Genomic DNA, 19,077 nt, shown 5'->3' with positions numbered 1-19,077 from the left:
CCTGAGCGGCGAGGTGCTGCCGACCGGGCCACCCGGCCCCCGGATCGACAGTGCCCGAGCGGCCCGAGGATCCGGTCGGGACCGGATCGGGCACGGCACCCGCAGGGCCCTCCCCGGAGAAGCCCTGGGCGGCGAGGTGCTGCTGGGCGGGCCACCCGGCCCCCGGGTCGGTGGTGCCGCGGCCCGTCGTCGTTGAGGCCGAGCCCGTGGTGTTGCGCTGCGGCGCGGCAGTCGGCGATCCCGGCACGGCGCCCCGCGGTCCCTCACCGTCGCCCCGGGCTGTCGGGGGCATCCCCATCCCCGGGGGCGTCCCCCGCTCCCGCCGGTCCACGTGAGCCATCCGTGCCTGGAGCTCCGCGCAGCGGGCCGCGGCGCGGACGTGGTCGTCGCGTGCCCAGGCCAGGTCCAGGCGCAGTGCGTCGGCCTGTTCGGGGGTCGTGGCCGAGGTCAGATGGCGGGCGAGGGCGGCCTGGCGTTCGGCGGCGTACTTCTGTTCGCGGAGCATGACGTCGAGGCGGCCGCCGAGAGCGTCGCGGCCCCCGGGCCGGGCGTCGAACACGGCGAGCGCGGCGGCGTGCAGGGCCCGGGCGCGCTCCGTCTCCGGGCCGGCCCCGCCCGGGCCGTACTGCCCGGCGAGGTCCTGCAGCAGCGCCTCGACCACGTCCCAGGGCGGCACGTCCCGCCCGTCCAGACAGGCCCGCATGCCCTCCGCATCGCGCTGCCAGAACACCGCGCACCAGCCGCCGGACGGGTCGAGGCGTGCCAGCAGACCGTCCAGGTAGGTCGCGAACTCGCCGACTTCAGCCGGGAGTTGATCCGCCGTCATCGCTCAACTCCCGTGAGGCCGGAGCATTCCGCCCCGTAGGCAACACCAGTCGTGTTACGGACGTGCTACGGGGAGTTTTCACGCGCGGCGCGGGTTCCTCAGAGGGGCACCAGGACGCATTGTCCGGCCAGGTCGTCCATGGACAGCCCGAGGACTCCGGCCAGCGCGGCCACCGTGAAGAAGGCCGGGGTCGGGGCCCGGCCGGTCTCGATCTTCCGGAGGGTCTCCGCGGAGATGCCCGCGCTCGCCGCGATCTCCGTCATGCTCCGGTCACCACGCGCCGCGCGCAGCAGTTTGCCGAGCCGCTCGCCGCGTTCGCGCTCTTCGGGGGTGAGAGGGGTGCGCACCATGCCCCCATTCTAATACCGGTATAGTAATTGGCATGGTGGAGCTGAAGACAGACACTTCTATCGACGCGATGTACGAGGCGGGCCAGGTCGTCGCCCGAGCCCTGACGGCCGTACAAAAGGCCGCCGGCGTGGGCGTCTCCCTGCTGGAGCTGGACGAGGTGGCGCACGGCGTGCTGCGCGAGGCCGGCGCGACCTCGCCCTTCCTGGGGTACCGGCCGTCCTTCGCACCGACTCCCTTCCCCGCCGTTCTCTGCGTCTCGGTCAACGACGCGATCGTGCACGGCGTCCCGGACCGCTACCGCCTGCGCGACGGCGACCTGGTGTCCATCGACTTCGGCGCCGAACTGGGCGGCTGGGTCGGCGACTCGGCGCTCAGCTTCGTCGTGGGCACCCCGCGCGAGGCGGACCTCCGCCTGATCGAGACCGCCGAGCGGGCCCTCGCCGCCGGCATCGAGGCCGCCGTCGTGGGCAACCGCATCGGCGACATCGCCCACGCCATCGGCACGATCTGCCGCGGGGCCGGCTACGGCATCCCGGACGGCTTCGGCGGCCACGGCATCGGCCGCCGTATGCACGAGGACCCCGGGGTGCCCAACGAGGGCCGCCCGGGGCGGGGCATGCGGCTCCGGCACGGCATGGTGCTGGCGATCGAGCCCATGGTCGTCGCGGGCGGCGCGGACGACTTCCACGCGGCCCCCGACGGCTGGACCCTGAAGACGAACGACGGCTCGCGCGCGGCCCACGCGGAGCACACGGTGGCGATCACGGACTCGGGGCCGAGAATCCTGACCGCACGCTGACACCCGCCGGAACGACCAGGGCGCCGGGACGACCCGGACACCGACATGACCCCTGCGCCGCAAAGACCCGTACGCCGGAGTGGCCCGTACGCCGAAACGGCCCATACTCGGGAACGACCCGTACGCCGGAATGACCCGGATAAATCCCAAAGGTGCCCCTCGCCGACGATCGTGCGAAGGTGTTCTACGAGCGCGCCCCCAGGTGTAACCGGCTGCCACCCGGGTTACCCGACCCCGGCACGTCGACCAGCCAGGGCGTCCCCCGCCCGCGCGCCGGGGACGCCGGGAACGGAAGGCCCATGAGCAGTGGCTTCACCAGCCCGGAGGGCTACGGCTCGGATCCCTTCGGAGAATTCCTCGCAAAGTTCTTCGGCGGACCGCGTCCCGGTCCCCGGCAGATCGATCTCGGGCGGCTGCTCAGTCAGCCGGCCCGGGAGCTCGTCCGCGGCGCCGCCCAGTACGCCGCCGAGCACGGCAGCCGGGATCTCGACACCCAGCATCTGCTGCGGGCGGCGCTCGCCACCGAACCCACCCGCACCCTGCTCAGCAAGGCCGGTGCGAACCCGGACTCGCTGGCGTCGCAGATCGACGACCGGTCGGGGCCGGCCCAGCACACCCCGGACGACGCCCCGCCGCCGACCGCGCTCTCCCTCACCCCGGCCGCCAAGCGGGCCCTGCTGGACGCGCACGACATGGCCCGGGCCCGCGGCTACGGTTACATCGGCCCGGAGCACGTGCTGAGCGCCCTGGCGTCGAACCCCGACTCCGCAGCCGGACACATTCTCAACGCGGCCCGCTTCGCCCCCTCCGAACCGCCCGAGGCGCCGGAGGCCCCCCAGTCCGAGCGTCCGCGCCCGACGAACACGCCGACCCTAGACAAGTACGGCCGTGACCTCACCGAGCTGGCCCGGCAGGGCCGGATCGACCCGGTGATCGGCCGGGACCAGGAGATCGAGCAGACCGTCGAGGTCCTGTCCCGGCGTGGCAAGAACAACCCGGTGCTGATCGGTGACGCGGGAGTCGGCAAGACGGCCATCGTGGAGGGGCTCGCGCAGCGCATCTCCGAGGCGGACGTGCCCGATGTCCTGATCGGGCGCCGCGTGGTCGCCCTGGACCTCACGGGCGTGGTCGCGGGCACCCGCTACCGGGGTGACTTCGAGGAGCGGATGAACAACATCGTGAGCGAGATCCGCGCCCACTCCGACCAGTTGATCATCTTCATCGACGAGCTGCACACGGTCGTGGGCGCCGGTTCCGGCGGCGGCGACGGCAGCTCCATGGACGCCGGCAACATCCTCAAGCCGGCCCTCGCCCGGGGCGAGCTGCACATCGTGGGCGCCACCACGCTGGAGGAGTACCGCCGCATCGAGAAGGACGCGGCGCTGGCCCGCCGCTTCCAGCCGATCATGGTGCCGGAGCCGACCGCCGACGACGCGATCGAGATCCTGCGCGGACTTCGGGACCGCTACGAGGCCCACCACCAGGTCCGCTACACCGACGAGGCCCTGGTCGCCGCCGTGGAGCTCTCCGACCGCTACCTCACCGACCGCCGCCTGCCCGACAAGGCGATCGACCTCATCGACCAGGCCGGTGCCCGGGTGCGACTGCGGGCCCGGACCAAGGGCACGGACGTACGGGCCCTGGAGCGGGAGCTGGAGCAGCTGACCCGGGACAAGGACCAGGCCGTCGCGGACGAGCAGTACGAGCAGGCCACCCAGTTGCGCGACCGGATCGTGGAGCTCAAGCAGCGGATCACCGAGGCCGGCGGCGACAGCGAGGTCGACGAGGGCCAGGACCTGGTGGTCGGGGCCGAGTCGATCGCCGAGGTGGTGTCCCGGCAGACCGGCATCCCGGTCGCCTCCCTCACCCAGGAGGAGAAGGACCGTCTGCTCGGGCTGGAGGAGCATCTGCACCAGCGGGTGATCGGCCAGGACGAGGCGGTGCGGGTCGTCTCGGACGCGGTGCTGCGTTCCCGTGCCGGGCTCGCGGCCCCCGACCGTCCGATCGGCAGCTTCCTGTTCCTCGGCCCGACGGGCGTCGGCAAGACCGAATTGGCCCGGGCGCTCGCCGAGGCGCTGTTCGGCAGCGAGGACCGCATGGTCCGGCTCGACATGAGCGAGTACCAGGAGCGCCACACCGTCAGCCGGCTGGTCGGCGCCCCGCCCGGCTACGTCGGCCACGAGGAGGCGGGCCAGCTCACCGAGGTCGTGCGCCGTCACCCGTACTCGCTGCTCCTGCTGGACGAGGTGGAGAAGGCCCACCCGGACGTCTTCAACATCCTGCTCCAGGTCCTGGACGACGGCCGGCTGACCGACTCCCAGGGCCGGACGGTGGACTTCAGCAACACCGTCATCGTGATGACGAGCAACCTCGGCTCCGAGGCGATCACCCGCCGGGGCGCCACGACGGGCTTCGCCGCGGGCGGCGCCGACGCGGACGAGGAGGCCCGCCGCGAGCAGATCCTGCGCCCGCTGCGGGAGCACTTCCGCCCGGAGTTCCTCAACCGCATCGACGAGATCGTCGTCTTCCGTCAGCTGACCACGGAGCAGCTGCGCCGGATCACCAACCTCCTGCTGGACCGCACCCGGTCCCTGGTCCAGAGCAAGGGCATCACGGTGACCTTCACCGACCGGGCGGTGGAATGGCTGGCCGACCGCGGCTACCAGCCGGAGTACGGCGCCCGCCCGCTCCGCCGCACGATCCAGCGAGAGGTGGACAACGAGCTGTCACGCCTGCTGCTGGACGGCAGGGTGGACGAGGGCGGCGGGGTGACGGTGGACGTGGAGGACGGGAAACTCACGTTCCAGACGCAGAGTCCTGCAGCGCCCTCGTCCTAGGGGCGCGGGGCTGTGCCGATGGGCGGCTCAGCCGCGTGGGCGCGACCAGCCCCCACGCACCCGCACGAAAAGTCACCGCACAGGCCGCACCACCATCGCCGACCCCCCACCCCGCCGCACGGTCTCCGCGGCTGCCAGCCACTTCCCACCGGGCAGCCGCTGAACCGCCGTAGCCGCACCGATCTCCGGATTGACCTTGAAGGAGTGCCCGATCGCCTCCAGTTGCTTCCTGACCTCACCGTCGAGACCGGGCTCCAGCTCGGTCTGCGCAGCGTTGCGCTGACTCGCCCGGGGCGCCGCGATCGCGTCGACCAGCGGCAGCCCCCGGTCGACGAACCCGGTGAGCGTCTGCAGCACGGTCGTGATGATCGTCGCACCACCCGGCGACCCCAGCGCCACCACGGGCTGGTGGTGCCGGTCCAGCACGATCGTCGGCGAGATCGACGACCGCGGCCGCTTGCCCGGCCCGGGCAGGTTCGGGTCGTGCACGGCCGGGTTCGCCGGGGCGAAGGAGAAGTCCGTCAGCTCGTTGTTGAGGATGAAGCCCCGCCCGGGGACGGTGATCCCGCTGCCGCCGGTCTGCTCGATGGTGAGGGTGTAGGCGACGACGTTGCCCCACTTGTCGGCCACCGTCAGGTGCGTGGTGCTGTCGCCCTCGTACGTCGTCGGGGCCGCCTTGTCCCCCGAGCCGCAGCGCGCGGGGTCGCGCGGGTCTCCCGGCGCCACGGGGCTCGTGAGCACCGCGTCGTCCTTGATGAGGCACTCGCGCGAGTCGGCGAACCGCTGGGACAGCAGTTCCTTCGTCGGCACGTCCTCGAAGGCCGGGTCACCGACCCAGCGTCCCCGGTCCGCGAACGCGATCCGGCTGGCCTCGATGAAGCGGTGCAGGTACTTCGCCTTGCTCGCCTTGGACAGGTCGGTCCGCTCCAGGATGTTGAGCGCCTCGCCGACGGTCGTACCGCCGGAGGAGGACGGCGCCATGGAGTAGACGCCGAGGCCGCGGTACGAGGTCCGGGTGGGCGCCTGGACCTTGGTGCGGTAGGCGGCCAGGTCCTTCGCGGTCAGGTCGCCGGGCCGGGCGTTCCAGCCCGAGGAGGGATCGACCGGCGGCTTGTTGACGGTGTCGACGATGTCCCGGCCGAGCCGGCCGCGATAGAGCGCGTCGACGCCCTTGTGGCCCAACTCCGCGTAGGTGCGGGCGAGGTCGGGGTTCTTGAACGTGGAGCCGACGACGGGGAGCCGTCCGCCCGGCAGGAACAGCTCGGCCGTGTCCGGGAAGTAGCGGAAGCGGGCCTCATTGGCCGCCGTCTGCGAGCGGAAGGTCTCGTCGACGGTGAAACCGTCGCGCGCCAGCCGCTCGGCCGGCTTCAGGACACTCGCGAGCCGCTTGCTGCCCCACCGGTCGAGGGCCGTCCGCCAGGTGGCGGGCGTGCCCGGGGTGCCGACGCTCAGGCCGCTGCTGACGGCGTCGGCGAAGGCGAGGGGCTTGCCGTTCTCCAGGAACAGGTCGTTCCCGGCGCTCAGCGGGGCGGTCTCGCGGCCGTCGATGGTGCGGACCGTGCGGGACTTGGCGTCGTAGTACACGAAGTAGCCGCCTCCGCCGATGCCGGCGGAGTAGGGCTCGGTGACGCCGAGCGCGGCGGCTGTGGCGACGGCGGCGTCGACGGCGTTGCCGCCCTCCCGCAGGACCTCGATCCCGGCGGCGGAGGCGTCGGGATCGACACTGGAGACGGCGCCCCCGTAGCCGACGGCCAGCGGGGATTTCTCACCGCCGGGGCTCTGCGGGGCGGGTGGCGGCGCCGCCGCTCCCACCGACACCACCACGGCGGCCGAAACCGCCAGGACCGTCAGATTCCGTGCCACAGGGTGACGCATCCGCACCTCCAGTCAAAGGCCGTCCGCGCAGCTTAATTCATCGCCATGGCCGCGTCAGGGAGGCCTCGAACACCGGTGCGTCGGGCCCGCTACCATGCGCGCCCATGAATGACGACGTGCGCAACATCGTTCTGGGTGTGGTCGCGGCGGGCATCAGTGCCGCGCTCGGCTGGGTGGCCCGCACCTACCTGTGGAAGCGCAGGCTCCGCCGCAAGCAGGTGTTCTTCGGGCTGCCCGACAACTCCGAGTCCCTGCTGGTGGTGAACCGGGGCGCGGCCGGACCGGAGTTCGCGGTGATGCGCTACGACGTGTTCGCCCTGCTCGAACTGGCCGCGCTGATCAAGGACTGCAACGCCCACGCCCAGATACTCCCGCACGACACGGCACGCCAGGGCTTCGGGGAGCGCACCGAGTTCTGCGTGGGCGGCCCGGCGTCCAACCGCCGGATGGCGGCCCATCTGTCCTCCCTGCTGCCGGGGGTGCGGGTGAACGTCGACGCCGAACCGGGCCCGGACCGGGGCGCGTTCCAGGTCGGCACCGAGCGCTACCGCGTGGACCACGGCAGAGAGGAGTACGCGCTGCTCGCCCGGCTCACCGCGGACCGGAGTCCGCATACCCGGCCGGTCTTCCTCTTCTGCGGCCAGACGTCGATCACCAACCAGGCCACCACACGCTACCTGGCGCGCAACCACGAGAAACTGACCCGCAAGTACGGCACCAGTTCCTTCGTGCTGCTGCTCAAGGTGATCAACTCCCAGGCATACGGCCCCGATGTCGTCGAACTGGTGGAGGACGTGACGCGTGCGGCGCAGACCGCGCTGCCCGCCGCCACGACGACCCCACGCAACACACACCGCGCCTCCTGAGATCCTCCGCCGCTCAACAATCGTTACTGGCACGTAACTTACCGGCGGGTTACCTCTGGTAAGAGGTCGAGGTTACCGTTCGGTCACTTTGCACTTACACGAGTGAGGAGTGACCGTGGGACCCCACCGCAAGGCCCTGCGCACCACCGCCGTAGGCGCCGTCTCGGCGACGCTGGTCGCCGGCACCGCCCTCGGATTCGCCCCCACCGCCCAGGCGGCCAAGAACCCCGTCCGCTTCGTCGACATCGCCGGCGACGGCGGCACCGTTCTCAAGGCCAACGTCGTCACCCCGGCAGGAGCCGGCGACAGCGACCGCTACCCGCTGCTCGTCATGCCCACGAGCTGGGGTCTGCCCCAGGTCGAGTACCTCGCCCAGGCGCAGAAGCTCGCCGACTCCGGGTACGTCGTCGTCACCTACAACGTGCGCGGCTTCTGGCAGTCGGGCGGCCAGATAGAAGTGGCCGGCCCACCCGATGTCGCCGACGCGTCGAAGGTCATCGACTGGGCGATCGCTCACACCCCCGCCGATGCCGGGCACATCGGCATGGCGGGCGTCTCCTACGGCGCGGGCATCAGCCTGCTCACCGCCGCGCACGACAAGCGGATCAAGGCCGTCGCCTCGCTCAGCGGCTGGGCCGACCTGGTCGGCTCGATCTATGCCGGGCGCACCCAGCACCTCCAGGCCGTCGCCGTGCTGGACGGCGCGAGCGTGGTGACGGGCCGGCAGAGCGCGGAAGTCCGGCAGACCTTCAACGACTTCTACGCCTCCAACCTGGCGAAGGAACCCGAACTCATCGCCTGGGGAAAGAAACGTTCCGCTGCGAGCTACGTCGACCGGATCAACGAGAACGGCGCAGCGATCATGCTCGCCAACACCTGGGGCGACAGCGTCTTCCCGCCCAACCAGTCCGCCGACTTCTACGAGAAACTGACCGGCCCGAAGCGGCTGGAGATGCGGCCCGGAGACCACGCCACCGCCGAGCTGACCGGCCTGTTCGGACTGCCCAACGACGTCTGGAAGGACACCGGGCGCTGGTTCGACCACTACCTCAGGGGCGAGGACAACGGCATCGACCGTGAGCAGCCCGTCCAGCTCAAGTCCCGTTCCTCCGGCGGCTACGAGGGCTACCCGGACTGGAAGTCGGCCGCCGCGACCGACCGGAAGATCGCCCTCGGAGGCACGAAGACGATCCGGACGAACGTCAACTCGGGGGCGGACGGCGGTGTCGTCTTCCTGTCCAGCATCCTCGACCAGGTGGCCCAGCTGCCGCCGATGGCCTCGATCCCGCTGCTCCCGCGCCGCTGGGCCGCCGTGTGGCAGTCGGAGAAGTCGGGCACGGCCCAACAGGTGCGCGGAACGACCAAGTTGCACACGACCCTCACCCCGACCAAGGAGAGCGGCACCCTCGTCGCCTATCTGTACGACGTGGGGCCGCTCGGCCTCGGCAAGCTGGTCACCCACGCGCCGTACACCTTCCACGGGCGCACCCCCGGAAAGCCGTTCGGCGTCGACCTGGAGCTGTACTCCACGGCCTACGACGTCCCGGCCGGGCATCGCCTCGCCCTGGTCGTCGACACGGTCGACCCGCTCTACATCGAGCACAACCCGTCCGGCGCGCAGCTGACCTTCTCCTCGCCGGCGAACGACCCGTCGTACGTGTCGGTTCCGCTGCGCGAGCAGTGATCTCCGGCTGCCGCCGGACGGGCCTGGCCGATGTGAACCGCCGCCCCCGTGGCCTTCGGGCCGTGGGGGCCGCACCCGGCGGGGAACGCCCCGCGGGCCGGGCGGGCGGTCTGCTCATCCCCGGCGGGATCGGCGGCCTTCGGCGAAGTCCCCCTCTCCGACAGGGATGAAGGGCACATCGTAGTCGAGGTCCGATGCGATGAGCCGTCCGGTGCCCGTCCGTTCAGTGCTTGAGGATCTTGGAGAGGAAGTCCTTGGCGCGGTCGCTGCTCGGGTTGGTGAAGAACTCGTCGGGGGTGCTGTCCTCGACGATCGCGCCGTCGGACATGAAGACGACGCGGTTGGCGGCCGAGCGGGCGAAGCCCATCTCGTGCGTGACGACGATCATGGTCATGCCGTCGCGGGCCAGTTGCTTCATGACCTCCAGGACCTCGTTGATCATCTCCGGGTCCAGGGCCGAGGTCGGCTCGTCGAAGAGCATCACCTTGGGCTCCATGGCCAGGGCGCGGGCGATGGCCACGCGCTGCTGCTGGCCTCCGGAGAGCTGCGCCGGGTACTTGTCCGCCTGGTTGGCGACACCGACCCGGTCGAGGAGTTCACGGGAGCGCTTGTCGGCGTCCTCCTTCCGGCGCCCGCGGACCTTGACCTGCCCCAGGGAGATGTTCTGCAGGACGGTCTTGTGGGCGAAGAGGTTGAACGACTGGAAGACCATGCCGACGTCCGCGCGCAGCCGGGCCAGGGGCTTGCCCTCCTCCGGCAGCGGTTGCCCATCGAGGACGATCTGCCCGGACTCGATGGTCTCCAGCCGGTTGATCGCCCGGCACAGGGTCGACTTCCCCGACCCCGACGGGCCGATCACCACGACGACCTCCCCCCGGCCGACGGTGAGGTTGATGTCCTGCAGGACATGCAGCTCCCCGAAGTGCTTGTTGACGTCACGCAGCTCGATCAGCGGCTCGACGGCCATGCTCAGCCCTACTCACTCTCAGCTGTGTGGTGGTTGCCGCAACGTATCCAGGCAAGATCGGACTTGTCGGGCGACACGCACTTTTCGATCATTAGCCGTATTTACGTCGAACTTTGGGCCAAAGGTTGTGGCCATGGGGCTCATGACTCCGCGACTTCCGCGTACAGCTGGGACAGCTCGGGCACCCCGTACGCGGCCCATTCGTGGCCGGAATCGACGACGTTGAACTCGCGACCGGAGTCCAGGCGTACGACGGGCTGCCCGTCGGAACGGATCTCCCAGGCGGCGCCCTCGACGGTGCGCACGATGACGCTGCCCAGGTAGAGACCGGCGTCGTTGCCGAGCCAGGTCAGGGTGTCCTCGTCGTCCCGCCAGCGCGGCAGGAGCTGGTCGAGCGCCTCCAGCGAGGCCACCGTGTCGTCCAGCCGGACACCAGCCCGGGACGCCTGGGAGCGGAGCAGTTCGCACTCGGCGAGGAGTTCCGCGATGCCTGCCGGATCGGGGACCCCGACCTTCTGGCGCCGGTTGCCCAGGAAAGGGATGTTCATACGTCCAGCGTGTCATTCGTACCGCCGTACGCACCACAGGGCGCGCGGACCCGTCGACCCGGGTCGAGTTCAGGCCGAGTTCACGCGACGCGCGTTGACGGGTCACTCCTGTCTCCCTAACTTCACCGTGCGTCTTGCGTCTCGGCCGTCGTTGTCCCTGCAGTTCCGTCCCTGCGTTTGTTGTTGTCGCGTCGTATGTCGATGAGCGGGAGGAGTCGGCCGTGCGCCGATGTGTCCGGGGGATCCTGATCGTCCTGACCCTGTGCGGGTCGCTGGTGCCGGCGGTGTCGGCGCATGCCGCCGGAGAGGGGCGGCCCGCGCCTGTACCACTTGAGCGGCTGTTCGACAACGTGGCCGTCAGCGACGACGGCTCCCCCGAGGAGGCCGACTTCGACGGCTCCGGCGCCTCCCTGCCGGCGCGGGACCTCGCCGCCGCGGGCTGGACACCCGGACGTGTCCTCACCGTGCAGGGGGCCCGGCTGACCTGGCCGAAGCGGCAACCCGGAGAGGCGGACAACGTCCGCGCCGCCGGGCAGGACGTCCGGGTCGCGGGGCGCGGGGACGCCCTGGCCTTCCTGGTGGCGGGCACGGTCGGCACCGAGGTGGGCGGCCCGGGCACGGTCACGTACGCGAACGGCACCCGCTCCGGGTACCGGCTGACCGCGCCCGACTGGCTCACCGGGCCGCTCGCGACCAAGGCGGTGGCCCTGCCGCACATCAACACACCGGGCGGTCAACTCGCGCGGCAGGCCCGCCTGTACGTCGTGACGGTGCCGCTGGTTCCGGGCCGCGCGGTCACCTCCGTCCGGCTGCCGAGCGCGGCCGGGCTGCACATCTTCGCGGTGTCGGTACGGACCGCCACGCAGGGCTGGACGGGCAGCTGGACCACGGCCACGGGCGGCTACGCGGCCGTGGGCCCCTGGAGGGACCGGACCCTGCGACTGGTCGTGCACACCTCGGCCGGCGGGCCCCGGGTGCGGGTGCGGTTCGACAACACCTTCGCGGCGGCTCCGGTGCGGATCGGGAGTGCCACGGTGGCGGTGCAGGCGACCGGCGCGGCCTCGCGGAGCACGCCGGTGGCGCTGTCGTTCGGCGGGGCGGCGGGCGTGACGATCCCGGCCGGGGCGCAGGCGTACAGCGATCCGCTCGGCTTCTCCGTCCCGGCGGACACCAATCTGCTGGTGAGCTTCCACCTGCCCGGGACTGTGGCCGCGGCGCCCGTGCACGGCCTCGCGCAGCAGCGTTCCTACGTCAGCGAGCCCGGCGACCACACGGCGGAGGGCACCGCCGCGGCGTACACCTCGGTGATCACCCGCTGGCCGCTGCTCGCCGGGGTCGACGTGAGCGGCGGGCCCGGGTCGGTGGTGCTGCTCGGGGACTCGATCACCGACGGCGACAAGTCGACGGTGGATGCCAACCGGCGCTGGCCGAACGTGCTGGCCGGCCGGCTCCTGAAGCAGGACACCGTCCCGCGCTACGGCGTGCTGAACCTGGGGATCTCGGGCAACCGCGTGGTCACCGACCGGTACCCCGGCGACGGGGTGTCCACGGACACGGCCGGGGTGAGCGCCCGCAACCGCTTCGACCGGGACGTCCTCGCCCAGCCGTCGCCCCGTACGGCCGTCGTCTTCGAGGGCATCAACGACCTGCGGTGGGGCACCTCCGCGGAGCAGGTGATCGCGGGGCTGCGGGAGCTCGCGGCGCGCGGGCACGCCCGGGGGCTGCGGATGCTCGCGGCGACGATCCTGCCCTGTGAGGGCGAGGCGCGGTGCACGGCCGCCGTCGATGCCGAGCGGGTCGCCGTGAACGCGTGGATCCGCGACGGCGAGGTCTTCGACGGCGTGCTCGACTTCGACGCGGTGGTCCGCGATCCCGGGCGGCCCGCCCGGATGCTCCCCGCCTACGACAGCGGGGACCATCTGCATCCGGGCGACACCGGGCTGGCGGCCCTGGCGGACTCGGTCGACCTGCGGCTGTTGCGGCCCTGAGGCGAGATGAGGCGACAGGCCTCAGACGTCCAGGTCCACGACCACGGGCGCGTGGTCGGACGCGCCCTTGCCCTTGCGCTCCTCGCGGTCCACGTACGCGTCGCTGACGGCCTTCGCGAAGGGCGCGTTGCCGTACACCAGGTCGATGCGCATGCCGCGGTTCTTCGGGAAGGAGAGCTGGCGGTAGTCCCAGTACGTGAACGGCTGGTCGTACTTGAGGGGCCGCGGGACCACGTCCGACAGGCCCGCCTCGCGCAGGGAGGCCAGGGCGGCGCGCTCGGCCGGGGTGACGTGGGTGGAGCCCTCGAAGAAGGCCGGGTCGAAGACGTCGTCGTCCGTCGGCGCCACGTTGTAGTCGCCCATTACCGCGAAGGGGCGGCTGCCCGCGGCGTCACCGGCGACAGCGGCCTTGAGCGCCTCGAACCACTGGAGCTTGTAGGCGTAATGCGGGTGGTCCACCTCACGGCCGTTCGGCACGTAGACCGACCAGACGCGGAGCGGGCCGCAGGTCGCCGAGATCGCCCGGGGCTCCACCGATCCGTCGAAGCCGGGGTCACCGGGCACACCCTTGACCACGTCCTCGATGCCGACGCGGGAGAGCACCGCCACGCCGTTCCACCGGCCGGTCGCGTGGACCGCCGACTCGTAGCCCAGCTCGCGCAGCTGCTCCGACGGGAACTGCTCCTCGGCGACCTTGGCCTCCTGGAGGCACAGCACGTCCGTGCCGCTGCTCTCCAGCCAGGCCAGGAGCCTCGGCAGGCGGGCGGTGATCGAGTTCACGTTCCAGGTCGCGATGCGCATGTCCCACAACCTACCCGGCAGGTCTGACAACGCCGTCCCGGAGTCAGAGGTCCGCCGACGCCCCCGGGGTGAGCCGCAGGTGCTCGGAGCCGCCGAGCTGCCCGATCTGCCGGTCGTAGATCGGGCGGGCCAGGTCGGTGAGCAGGGCGTCGTGGATGTCGTAGGCGCGCTGCGGCCTCAGCTCGCGGACGTAGTCGATGACCTCGGAGATCTTGCTCCAGGGGGCCATCACCGGCAGCAGCAGCGTCTCGACGGGGTGGTCGGGGACGGTCAGGGCGTCGCCGGGGTGGAAGACCGTGCCGCCGTCGACGAGATAGCCGACGTTGGTGATGCGCGGGATGTCCGGGTGGATCACCGCGTGGAGTTCGCCGTGGACCTGGACGTCGAAGCCGGCGGCGGTGAAGGTGTCGCCGTGGCCGACGGTGTGGACACGGCCGGGGAAGGCCGCGGAGATCTTCTCGGCGACCGCCTCGAGGGTCCAGATCTCGGCAGCCGGGTTGTCCTCCATCGCGGCGCGAAGCCGTTGCTCGTCGAAGTGGTCGGGGTGCTCGTGGGTGACGAGGATGGCGTCCGCGCCGAGCGCGGCGTCCTCCTCGCTGAACCCGCCGGGGTCGAGAACGAGCGTCCGGCCGTCCTTCTCCAGGCGGACGCAGGCGTGCGACTTCTTCGTGAGCTTCATGGTCTCCATCCTGCCCCGGGGGCCGCGGGGAGGCTCACTCCTGGGGCGTGGTCTCCTCGCGGATGACCTGCTGGGCCACCTTGAACGCGCTGTTCGCGGCCGGGACGCCGCAATACACGGCCGCCTGGAGCAGCACCTCCTTGATCTCGCCCGGGGTGAGTCCGTTGCGCAGGGCGGCTCTGGTGTGGAAGGCCAGCTCGTCCAGGTGCCCCCCGGCGACCAGGGCGGTGAGGGTGACGCAGCTGCGGGTGCGCCGGTCGAGGCCGGGGCGGTCCCAGATCTCGCCCCAGGCGTAGCGGGTGATGAACTCCTGGAAGTCCCCGGAGAACTCGTCGGCCTGCGCCAGCGCCCGGTCGACGTGCGCGTCGCCCAGCACCTCGCGGCGGACCTTGATCCCGGCGTCGTACGGGTCGGGCCGCCCCTGCGGCTGCGGCGGTACGGCGACCGGCGCGATCTCGGCGACGGGCCCGGTCTGCGGGGGCTGCGGCGGGGCGGGCGACAGGACCGGCTTGAGGGCGACCGGGGGCAGGACGTTCTGGCCAGTGGAGGTCTCGAACGCGGGCTGCCAGGCGGTGGAGAAGTGCCGCACCAGCAGGTCGGTGACCGCCGCCGGCTGTTCCACCGGGACCAGGTGGGAGGCGCCGGGCACGACCGCGAGGCGTGCGTCCGGGATTCCCGCGACCAGCGTGCGGGCCTCGGCGGGGCCGGTGACCTGGTCGTCCGAGCCGACCAGGACCAGGGTCGGCACGCCGACCCGCCCGAGCTCGGGGCGCACGTCGAACGAGGCGAGCGCCTCGCAGGAGGCGATGTAGCAGCCGGGGTCGGTGGTGCGCACCATCTGCACGGCCCACTCGGTGATCGCGGGCTGCGCGGCGGCGAACCCGCCGGTGAACCAGCGCTCGGGCGCGGTACGGGCGATGGGGTCGAGGCCGTTGGTGCGGACGATCACACCCCGCTGCCGGAACTCGTCGGCCGAACCGAAGCGCGGCGAGGTGGCGATCAGCGCGAGCGAGGCGAGCCGCTCCGGGTGGCGCAGCGCCAGCTCGATGCCGACGGCGCCGCCGAGCGCGCAGCCCGCGTAGCCGAAGCGCTGGACGCCGAGTCCTTCGAGGGTGGCCAGCAGCCGCGTGGTGAGGTCACCCACCGACCCCGCCGGGTACGCCGGGGCGCCGCCGTGGCCGGGCAGGTCGAACCGGAAGACGCGCCACTGCTTGATCAGCTCGGGGATCTGGCGGTCCCACATGTGCCATGTGGTACCCAGTGAGGGACCCAGGATCAGGACGGGAGCGTCTTCTGGCCCGTCAAAGCGGTATTGCAGGGTGTTCGGTGGTGTCTCGCTCACCCGTCTGAGCCTCTCATCTGTCACGACAGCCCCTATGAGCGGGGTGCTGGCCGTAGCTGTTTTACCAGGTGGAAGACCTCCCGGGCCGCGTAGCGTTTGAGGCAGCGGACGATCTCACGCCGGGTCTTGCCCTCCTTGATGCGGCGCTCGTAGTAGTCCTGGGTGCGCGGGTCGACCCGGAGGCGGGTGAACACGATGCGGTGGAGCGCGGCGTTGGCCTGACGGTCGCCGCCGCGGTTGAGGCGACGGTAGTTTCGCCGTCCCGAGGAACGCTCGACCGGGCTGACACCACACAGCGCGGCGAACGACGCCTCGCTGTCCAGCCGCTCCGGGTTGTCCCCCACCGTGATCAGCAGAGCGACCGCCGTGTCCGGGCCGATCCCCACCACATCAAGCAGCTGCGGGGCGTGCCGTTCCACAAGCCGGGCCAGACGAGCCTCCACGTCCCGGATCTCCTCGGAGAGCCGGCCGATCCGGTGAGCCAGCAGGCCCAGCGTGATCCGGGTGGCCTGCACCACCGACTCCGTGCCGACCTCCTCTCGACCATGCGCATCGGTGAACTGTGCGCAGGTACGGAAGAGTTCGGCATTGCCCAGTCCGGCCAGTTCCTCCCGCAATACGGATTCGGCGGTGACGAGTACGGCCTTGAGCTGGTTGATGGCCTGTGTGCGGGCTTTGACGGCTGACACCTTCGTGAGTTTGTACATTCTCGCGATCTGTACCGGCCCGTCGCCCGCTTTGGCCCGAACACGGGCCCGCCCGCTCAACACGGCTCGCGCCGCGTTCTGCGCATCGAGCGGATCCGACTTGCCACGCCGACGACGATCCGCACGGTCCATCCGATTCACGTCGAACACGTCCACGCCCTGGGCCAGCAGATAGCGGGACAACGACGCTCCGTACGAGCCGGTCCCCTCCACTCCGGCACGCCTCACGGTGCCTCACGCCCTGGCCCGCTTCAGCAGATCGCGGTAGCCGGCCGCGGTGGCCGGGAACTCTTCGGTGGCAAGGACTGCTCCCGACACGGAGAGCACCGCAGCCACGTGAACATCCCTGTGGGTATCCACTCCCAGCACCACCTCCCTCGCAGGGCGGCGGGTCCGCGGAGCCGACGACGTACTGGTCACGGTCGAACTGGACATGCCGTCCCCGTTCCTCCCTTCCGCTCCGATGACATGTCGCGTTGCCGGTACCGGGCCGCGTCAGACGGTCAGAATCGTGAGGACGCCACAACAATCGGCAGGCCCCTATCGGGACACACCCCGCCGGCCCGGCACCGACAACGCACCATCCCCGGCCAACGGCCGACACCGTGTGATCGAGACACTTCGGTCAGAGAAATCATGAGTCAGACCACGGACCCGGGACAGCACCCACCCATCCTCCCGCCCCTCATCTCGCAACGCTCAGAAACCGCAGGACATGCTCAATCGCCTTCACGCAACACCCCGAACCTGACCCCGGCCGAGCACAAGAGCACACGAGGGCAAGCTGCGCGATCAGAGGAAGCCGACGGCAAGAGCTCGCCGTGAGGGGGAACGACTCTCTGAACCGGTCTCCTGTCCGGTTGCGTACGGTCGCCTGCCACGTACCGGACTTCAACTTTGCGGAGGTACGAGGCTCTGCTCCGGCACGGGCGGGCTGCCGGCGGTAAGGCGGCGCGGCGGCTGATGAACTCGTCGAGGCCGGCCGCGAGGACCCGTACACGGGACCGGCCTGATCCGGTACGGAGGTCGACGACCGGCAGGTCGCCGGCAGCGATGAAGCGGTAGACGGTTCGGCCCGCGCGCGGTACCTGGCGGAACCTGCCCTGGCCCGCCCTGGCCGTGGCTGTGCCGCTGACCATCACCGTCGGCTGGACGTTCCCCCTGCTGGGCTGGTCTTTGCTGGCCTTCCTCGTCCTGGACGGCGTGCTCGGCCTGATCCACCGGCGGCGTGCCACTCGTTCAGCTGCTGGGGCCTGACGCCACGTCGGGTCCGTGAGAGCCTCAGGCCGTGCGTCCCGGGGGTAGGCCGAGATCTCGGCCTACCCCCGGGCCCCGTCGTTCCTGACCGGATAGGGCACGAAGGTGCTGCTGTTCTGGTCGATGAGCAGCGGGCGGCCGAGCGGGGGCGCGGCCCGCTGGGAACAGCCGAGGCGTTCGCAGACGCGGCAGCCCATGCCGATCGGAGTCGCGGCGGAGGCGTTGGTGAGGTCGAGGCCGTCGGAGTAGACGAGGCGGTGTGCGTGGCGGATCTCGCAGCCCAGCCCGATGGCGTACGTCTTGCCGGGCTCGCCCCAGCCGCCGCGGTGCCGGGTGACGGCGCGGGCGGTCCACAGGTACCGCTGCCCGTCCGGCATTTCGGCGATCTGGACGTGTATGCGGCCGGGCGAGGTGAACGCCTCGTAGACGTTCCACAGCGGGCAGGTGCCGCCGGCCCGGGAGAAGTGGAAGCCGGTCGCGGACTGCCGTTTGGACATGTTGCCGGCCCGGTCGACCCGGACGAAGGAAAAGGGCACACCGCGCAGTCGGGGCCGCTGAAGGGTGCTCAGGCGGTGGCAGACGGTCTCGTAGCCGAGACCGTAGCGGTCGGTGAGCCGCTCGATGTCGTAGCGCACCTCCTCGGCGGCCGTGTGGAAGGCGGTGTACGGCAGGATCAGCGCGGCGGCGAAGTAGTTGGCGATCCCGATACGGGCCAGCGCGTGGGCCTGCGAGCCGGGTTCGAAGTCCTCCGCAGCCAGCTGGCCCAGCTCCTCGCCGTGTTCCAGCAGCGCTAGTTGGGTCGCCATGCGGAAGGCGCGCTGACCGGGCCGCAGTCTCGACGACAGATGGAGGGTGCGGCTTCGCTGGTCGTAGCGGTGCAGCCGTTCGCCGGACTCCGCGGCGAGATGGATGCCGTGCGTCCCGGCAAGTCTCGCAGTGAGGGCCCCGATCACCTCACCGGGCCGGACACCGATCTCCTCGGCCAGGTGCTCGGCGGCCAGGTCGGTGTCGTGGAGGTAGTTCTGGCGGCGGTAGAAGAAGTCGCGGATCTCCTCGTGGGGTGAGGGAGAGGCTTCTCCCTCACCGCCTCGGCCGTCCGCCGCCCCGGCCAGGCGCTCGGCCAGCCGCTGGTTGCGGCGGCCCAGGTCGAGCAGGACCTGGGCGACCGCGGGCATCCGCGAGGCCAGTTCGGCGAGGTCGGACGGGGAGACGCGGGAAGCGGCGATCTCCCCGGTCAGCGCCTCGCGCAGGTCGGCCACCAGGCGAGCGGTGTCGCGCTCGGAGAAGAAGGCGGCGTCGACGCCGAAGGTCTCCGTGAGCCGGAGCAGGACGGGCACGGTGAGCGGGCGGGAGTCGTGCTCCATCTGGTTCAGATAGCTCGGCGAGATACCGAGGACGCGGGCCAGCTCCGCCTGGCTCATACGGCGCTCCTCACGCAGCCGCCGCAGCCGCGCACCCGCGTACGTCTTGCTCATCCGCACCCCCTTGGACCTGGCGTCCCGACCCGGTCAGCGTACGGGACGAACCCGCCACTCAGACCTTCGCAAAGT

General features: G+C 71.3%; 15 protein-coding genes and 1 pseudogene. 6 read left to right on the top strand and 10 right to left on the bottom strand.

What is annotated here, in order from left to right; all coding sequences use genetic code 11:
- Both K4G64_RS40210 and K4G64_RS17850 read right to left on the bottom strand, forming a co-directional pair.
- A pseudogene (locus K4G64_RS40210) lies at nucleotides 1-826 on the bottom strand (hypothetical protein); the annotation flags it as partial.
- 98 nt (nucleotides 827-924) lie between these two features.
- Complete coding sequence (locus tag K4G64_RS17850) at nucleotides 925-1,176, bottom strand: helix-turn-helix domain-containing protein (RefSeq protein WP_221757029.1); 252 nt, start codon at nucleotides 1,174-1,176, stop codon at nucleotides 925-927.
- A gap of 32 nt (nucleotides 1,177-1,208) precedes the next feature.
- Here K4G64_RS17850 and map point away from each other — a divergent pair, with 32 nt between their 5' ends.
- Both map and K4G64_RS17840 read left to right on the top strand, forming a co-directional pair.
- Nucleotides 1,209-1,976, top strand: a complete 768-nt coding sequence (map, locus tag K4G64_RS17845; protein ID WP_221757028.1) for a type I methionyl aminopeptidase — start codon at nucleotides 1,209-1,211, stop codon at nucleotides 1,974-1,976.
- Nucleotides 1,977-2,275: 299 nt separating this feature from the next.
- Nucleotides 2,276-4,813, top strand: coding sequence for an ATP-dependent Clp protease ATP-binding subunit (locus K4G64_RS17840; protein ID WP_221757027.1), 2,538 nt, complete (start codon nucleotides 2,276-2,278; stop codon nucleotides 4,811-4,813).
- A gap of 72 nt (nucleotides 4,814-4,885) precedes the next feature.
- On the opposite strand, the gene ggt is transcribed toward K4G64_RS17840, so the two are convergent.
- Entirely contained in the window at nucleotides 4,886-6,688 is a 1,803-nt protein-coding gene (gene ggt, locus K4G64_RS17835) for a gamma-glutamyltransferase (protein ID WP_221757026.1), read from the bottom strand.
- 104 nt (nucleotides 6,689-6,792) lie between these two features.
- Here ggt and K4G64_RS17830 point away from each other — a divergent pair, with 104 nt between their 5' ends.
- Together K4G64_RS17830 and K4G64_RS17825 are read left to right on the top strand one after the other, a co-directional pair.
- Entirely contained in the window at nucleotides 6,793-7,554 is a 762-nt protein-coding gene (locus tag K4G64_RS17830; RefSeq protein ID WP_221757025.1) for a hypothetical protein, read from the top strand.
- Nucleotides 7,555-7,669: 115 nt separating this feature from the next.
- The gene (locus K4G64_RS17825; RefSeq protein WP_221757024.1) at nucleotides 7,670-9,238 is read left to right on the top strand and encodes a CocE/NonD family hydrolase; all 1,569 of its coding nucleotides are present in this window, start codon (nucleotides 7,670-7,672) and stop codon (nucleotides 9,236-9,238) included.
- A gap of 223 nt (nucleotides 9,239-9,461) precedes the next feature.
- Here the strand turns inward: K4G64_RS17825 and K4G64_RS17820 are convergent, their stop codons facing one another.
- Nucleotides 9,462-10,205 (bottom strand): amino acid ABC transporter ATP-binding protein, encoded by a 744-nt coding sequence (locus tag K4G64_RS17820; RefSeq protein WP_221757023.1) that lies wholly within the window; start codon nucleotides 10,203-10,205, stop codon nucleotides 9,462-9,464.
- A gap of 140 nt (nucleotides 10,206-10,345) precedes the next feature.
- The gene (locus tag K4G64_RS17815) at nucleotides 10,346-10,753 is read right to left on the bottom strand and encodes a DUF6278 family protein (protein WP_221757022.1); all 408 of its coding nucleotides are present in this window, start codon (nucleotides 10,751-10,753) and stop codon (nucleotides 10,346-10,348) included.
- A 221-nt stretch (nucleotides 10,754-10,974) separates the two neighbouring features.
- On the opposite strand from K4G64_RS17815, the gene K4G64_RS17810 reads away from it, so the two are divergent.
- Nucleotides 10,975-12,741 carry an SGNH/GDSL hydrolase family protein gene (locus tag K4G64_RS17810; RefSeq protein ID WP_221757021.1) on the top strand — a complete coding sequence of 589 codons (1,767 nt, stop codon included), beginning with the start codon at nucleotides 10,975-10,977 and terminating at the stop codon, nucleotides 12,739-12,741.
- A 21-nt stretch (nucleotides 12,742-12,762) separates the two neighbouring features.
- Here the strand turns inward: K4G64_RS17810 and K4G64_RS17805 are convergent, their stop codons facing one another.
- Genes K4G64_RS17805 through K4G64_RS17790 form a run of 4 tightly spaced genes read right to left on the bottom strand, consistent with a single transcriptional unit; the run spans nucleotide 12,763 to nucleotide 16,453 of the window.
- Complete coding sequence (locus K4G64_RS17805; RefSeq protein ID WP_031104449.1) at nucleotides 12,763-13,542, bottom strand: exodeoxyribonuclease III; 780 nt, start codon at nucleotides 13,540-13,542, stop codon at nucleotides 12,763-12,765.
- 43 nt (nucleotides 13,543-13,585) lie between these two features.
- A complete protein-coding gene (locus K4G64_RS17800) occupies nucleotides 13,586-14,221 on the bottom strand; it encodes an MBL fold metallo-hydrolase (protein WP_221757020.1) in 636 nt (211 codons plus the stop codon).
- A gap of 34 nt (nucleotides 14,222-14,255) precedes the next feature.
- Nucleotides 14,256-15,563 carry a 4-carboxymuconolactone decarboxylase gene (gene pcaC / locus K4G64_RS17795; protein WP_221757019.1) on the bottom strand — a complete coding sequence of 436 codons (1,308 nt, stop codon included), beginning with the start codon at nucleotides 15,561-15,563 and terminating at the stop codon, nucleotides 14,256-14,258.
- A gap of 32 nt (nucleotides 15,564-15,595) precedes the next feature.
- Nucleotides 15,596-16,453, bottom strand: a complete 858-nt coding sequence (locus tag K4G64_RS17790) for a transposase (protein WP_260460596.1) — start codon at nucleotides 16,451-16,453, stop codon at nucleotides 15,596-15,598.
- 936 nt (nucleotides 16,454-17,389) lie between these two features.
- On the opposite strand from K4G64_RS17790, the gene K4G64_RS17785 reads away from it, so the two are divergent.
- On the top strand, nucleotides 17,390-17,527 hold the full coding sequence (locus K4G64_RS17785; protein WP_221757018.1) for a hypothetical protein: 138 nt from the start codon (nucleotides 17,390-17,392) through the stop codon (nucleotides 17,525-17,527).
- 62 nt (nucleotides 17,528-17,589) lie between these two features.
- Here K4G64_RS17785 and K4G64_RS17780 read toward each other — a convergent pair whose 3' ends face one another.
- The gene (locus K4G64_RS17780; protein ID WP_221757017.1) at nucleotides 17,590-19,002 is read right to left on the bottom strand and encodes a short-chain fatty acyl-CoA regulator family protein; all 1,413 of its coding nucleotides are present in this window, start codon (nucleotides 19,000-19,002) and stop codon (nucleotides 17,590-17,592) included.
- Nucleotides 19,003-19,077: the final 75 nt, after the last annotated feature.

The sequence above is a fragment of the Streptomyces sp. WAC04114 genome, from assembly GCF_019733245.1.
GTDB lineage: Bacteria > Actinomycetota > Actinomycetes > Streptomycetales > Streptomycetaceae > Streptomyces > Streptomyces massasporeus_A.
The sequence above is the reverse complement of the archived record's forward strand: the minus strand, read 5'-3'. Positions and strand labels throughout refer to the sequence as shown.

Excerpts from the sequence above, each read along its gene's own strand:
- K4G64_RS17815 (WP_221757022.1), bottom strand. The coding sequence starts at position 10,753 with ATGAACATCCCTTTCCTGGGCAACCGGCGCCAGAAGGTCGGGGTCCCC.
- K4G64_RS17840 (WP_221757027.1), top strand. The coding sequence starts at position 2,276 with ATGAGCAGTGGCTTCACCAGCCCGGAGGGCTACGGCTCGGATCCCTTC.
- ggt (WP_221757026.1), bottom strand. The coding sequence starts at position 6,688 with ATGCGTCACCCTGTGGCACGGAATCTGACGGTCCTGGCGGTTTCGGCC.
- K4G64_RS17780 (WP_221757017.1), bottom strand. The coding sequence starts at position 19,002 with ATGAGCAAGACGTACGCGGGTGCGCGGCTGCGGCGGCTGCGTGAGGAG.
- K4G64_RS17850 (WP_221757029.1), bottom strand. The coding sequence starts at position 1,176 with ATGGTGCGCACCCCTCTCACCCCCGAAGAGCGCGAACGCGGCGAGCGG.
- K4G64_RS17800 (WP_221757020.1), bottom strand. The coding sequence starts at position 14,221 with ATGAAGCTCACGAAGAAGTCGCACGCCTGCGTCCGCCTGGAGAAGGAC.
- K4G64_RS17820 (WP_221757023.1), bottom strand. The coding sequence starts at position 10,205 with ATGGCCGTCGAGCCGCTGATCGAGCTGCGTGACGTCAACAAGCACTTC.
- K4G64_RS17830 (WP_221757025.1), top strand. The coding sequence starts at position 6,793 with ATGAATGACGACGTGCGCAACATCGTTCTGGGTGTGGTCGCGGCGGGC.
- map (WP_221757028.1), top strand. The coding sequence starts at position 1,209 with ATGGTGGAGCTGAAGACAGACACTTCTATCGACGCGATGTACGAGGCG.
- K4G64_RS17805 (WP_031104449.1), bottom strand. The coding sequence starts at position 13,542 with ATGCGCATCGCGACCTGGAACGTGAACTCGATCACCGCCCGCCTGCCG.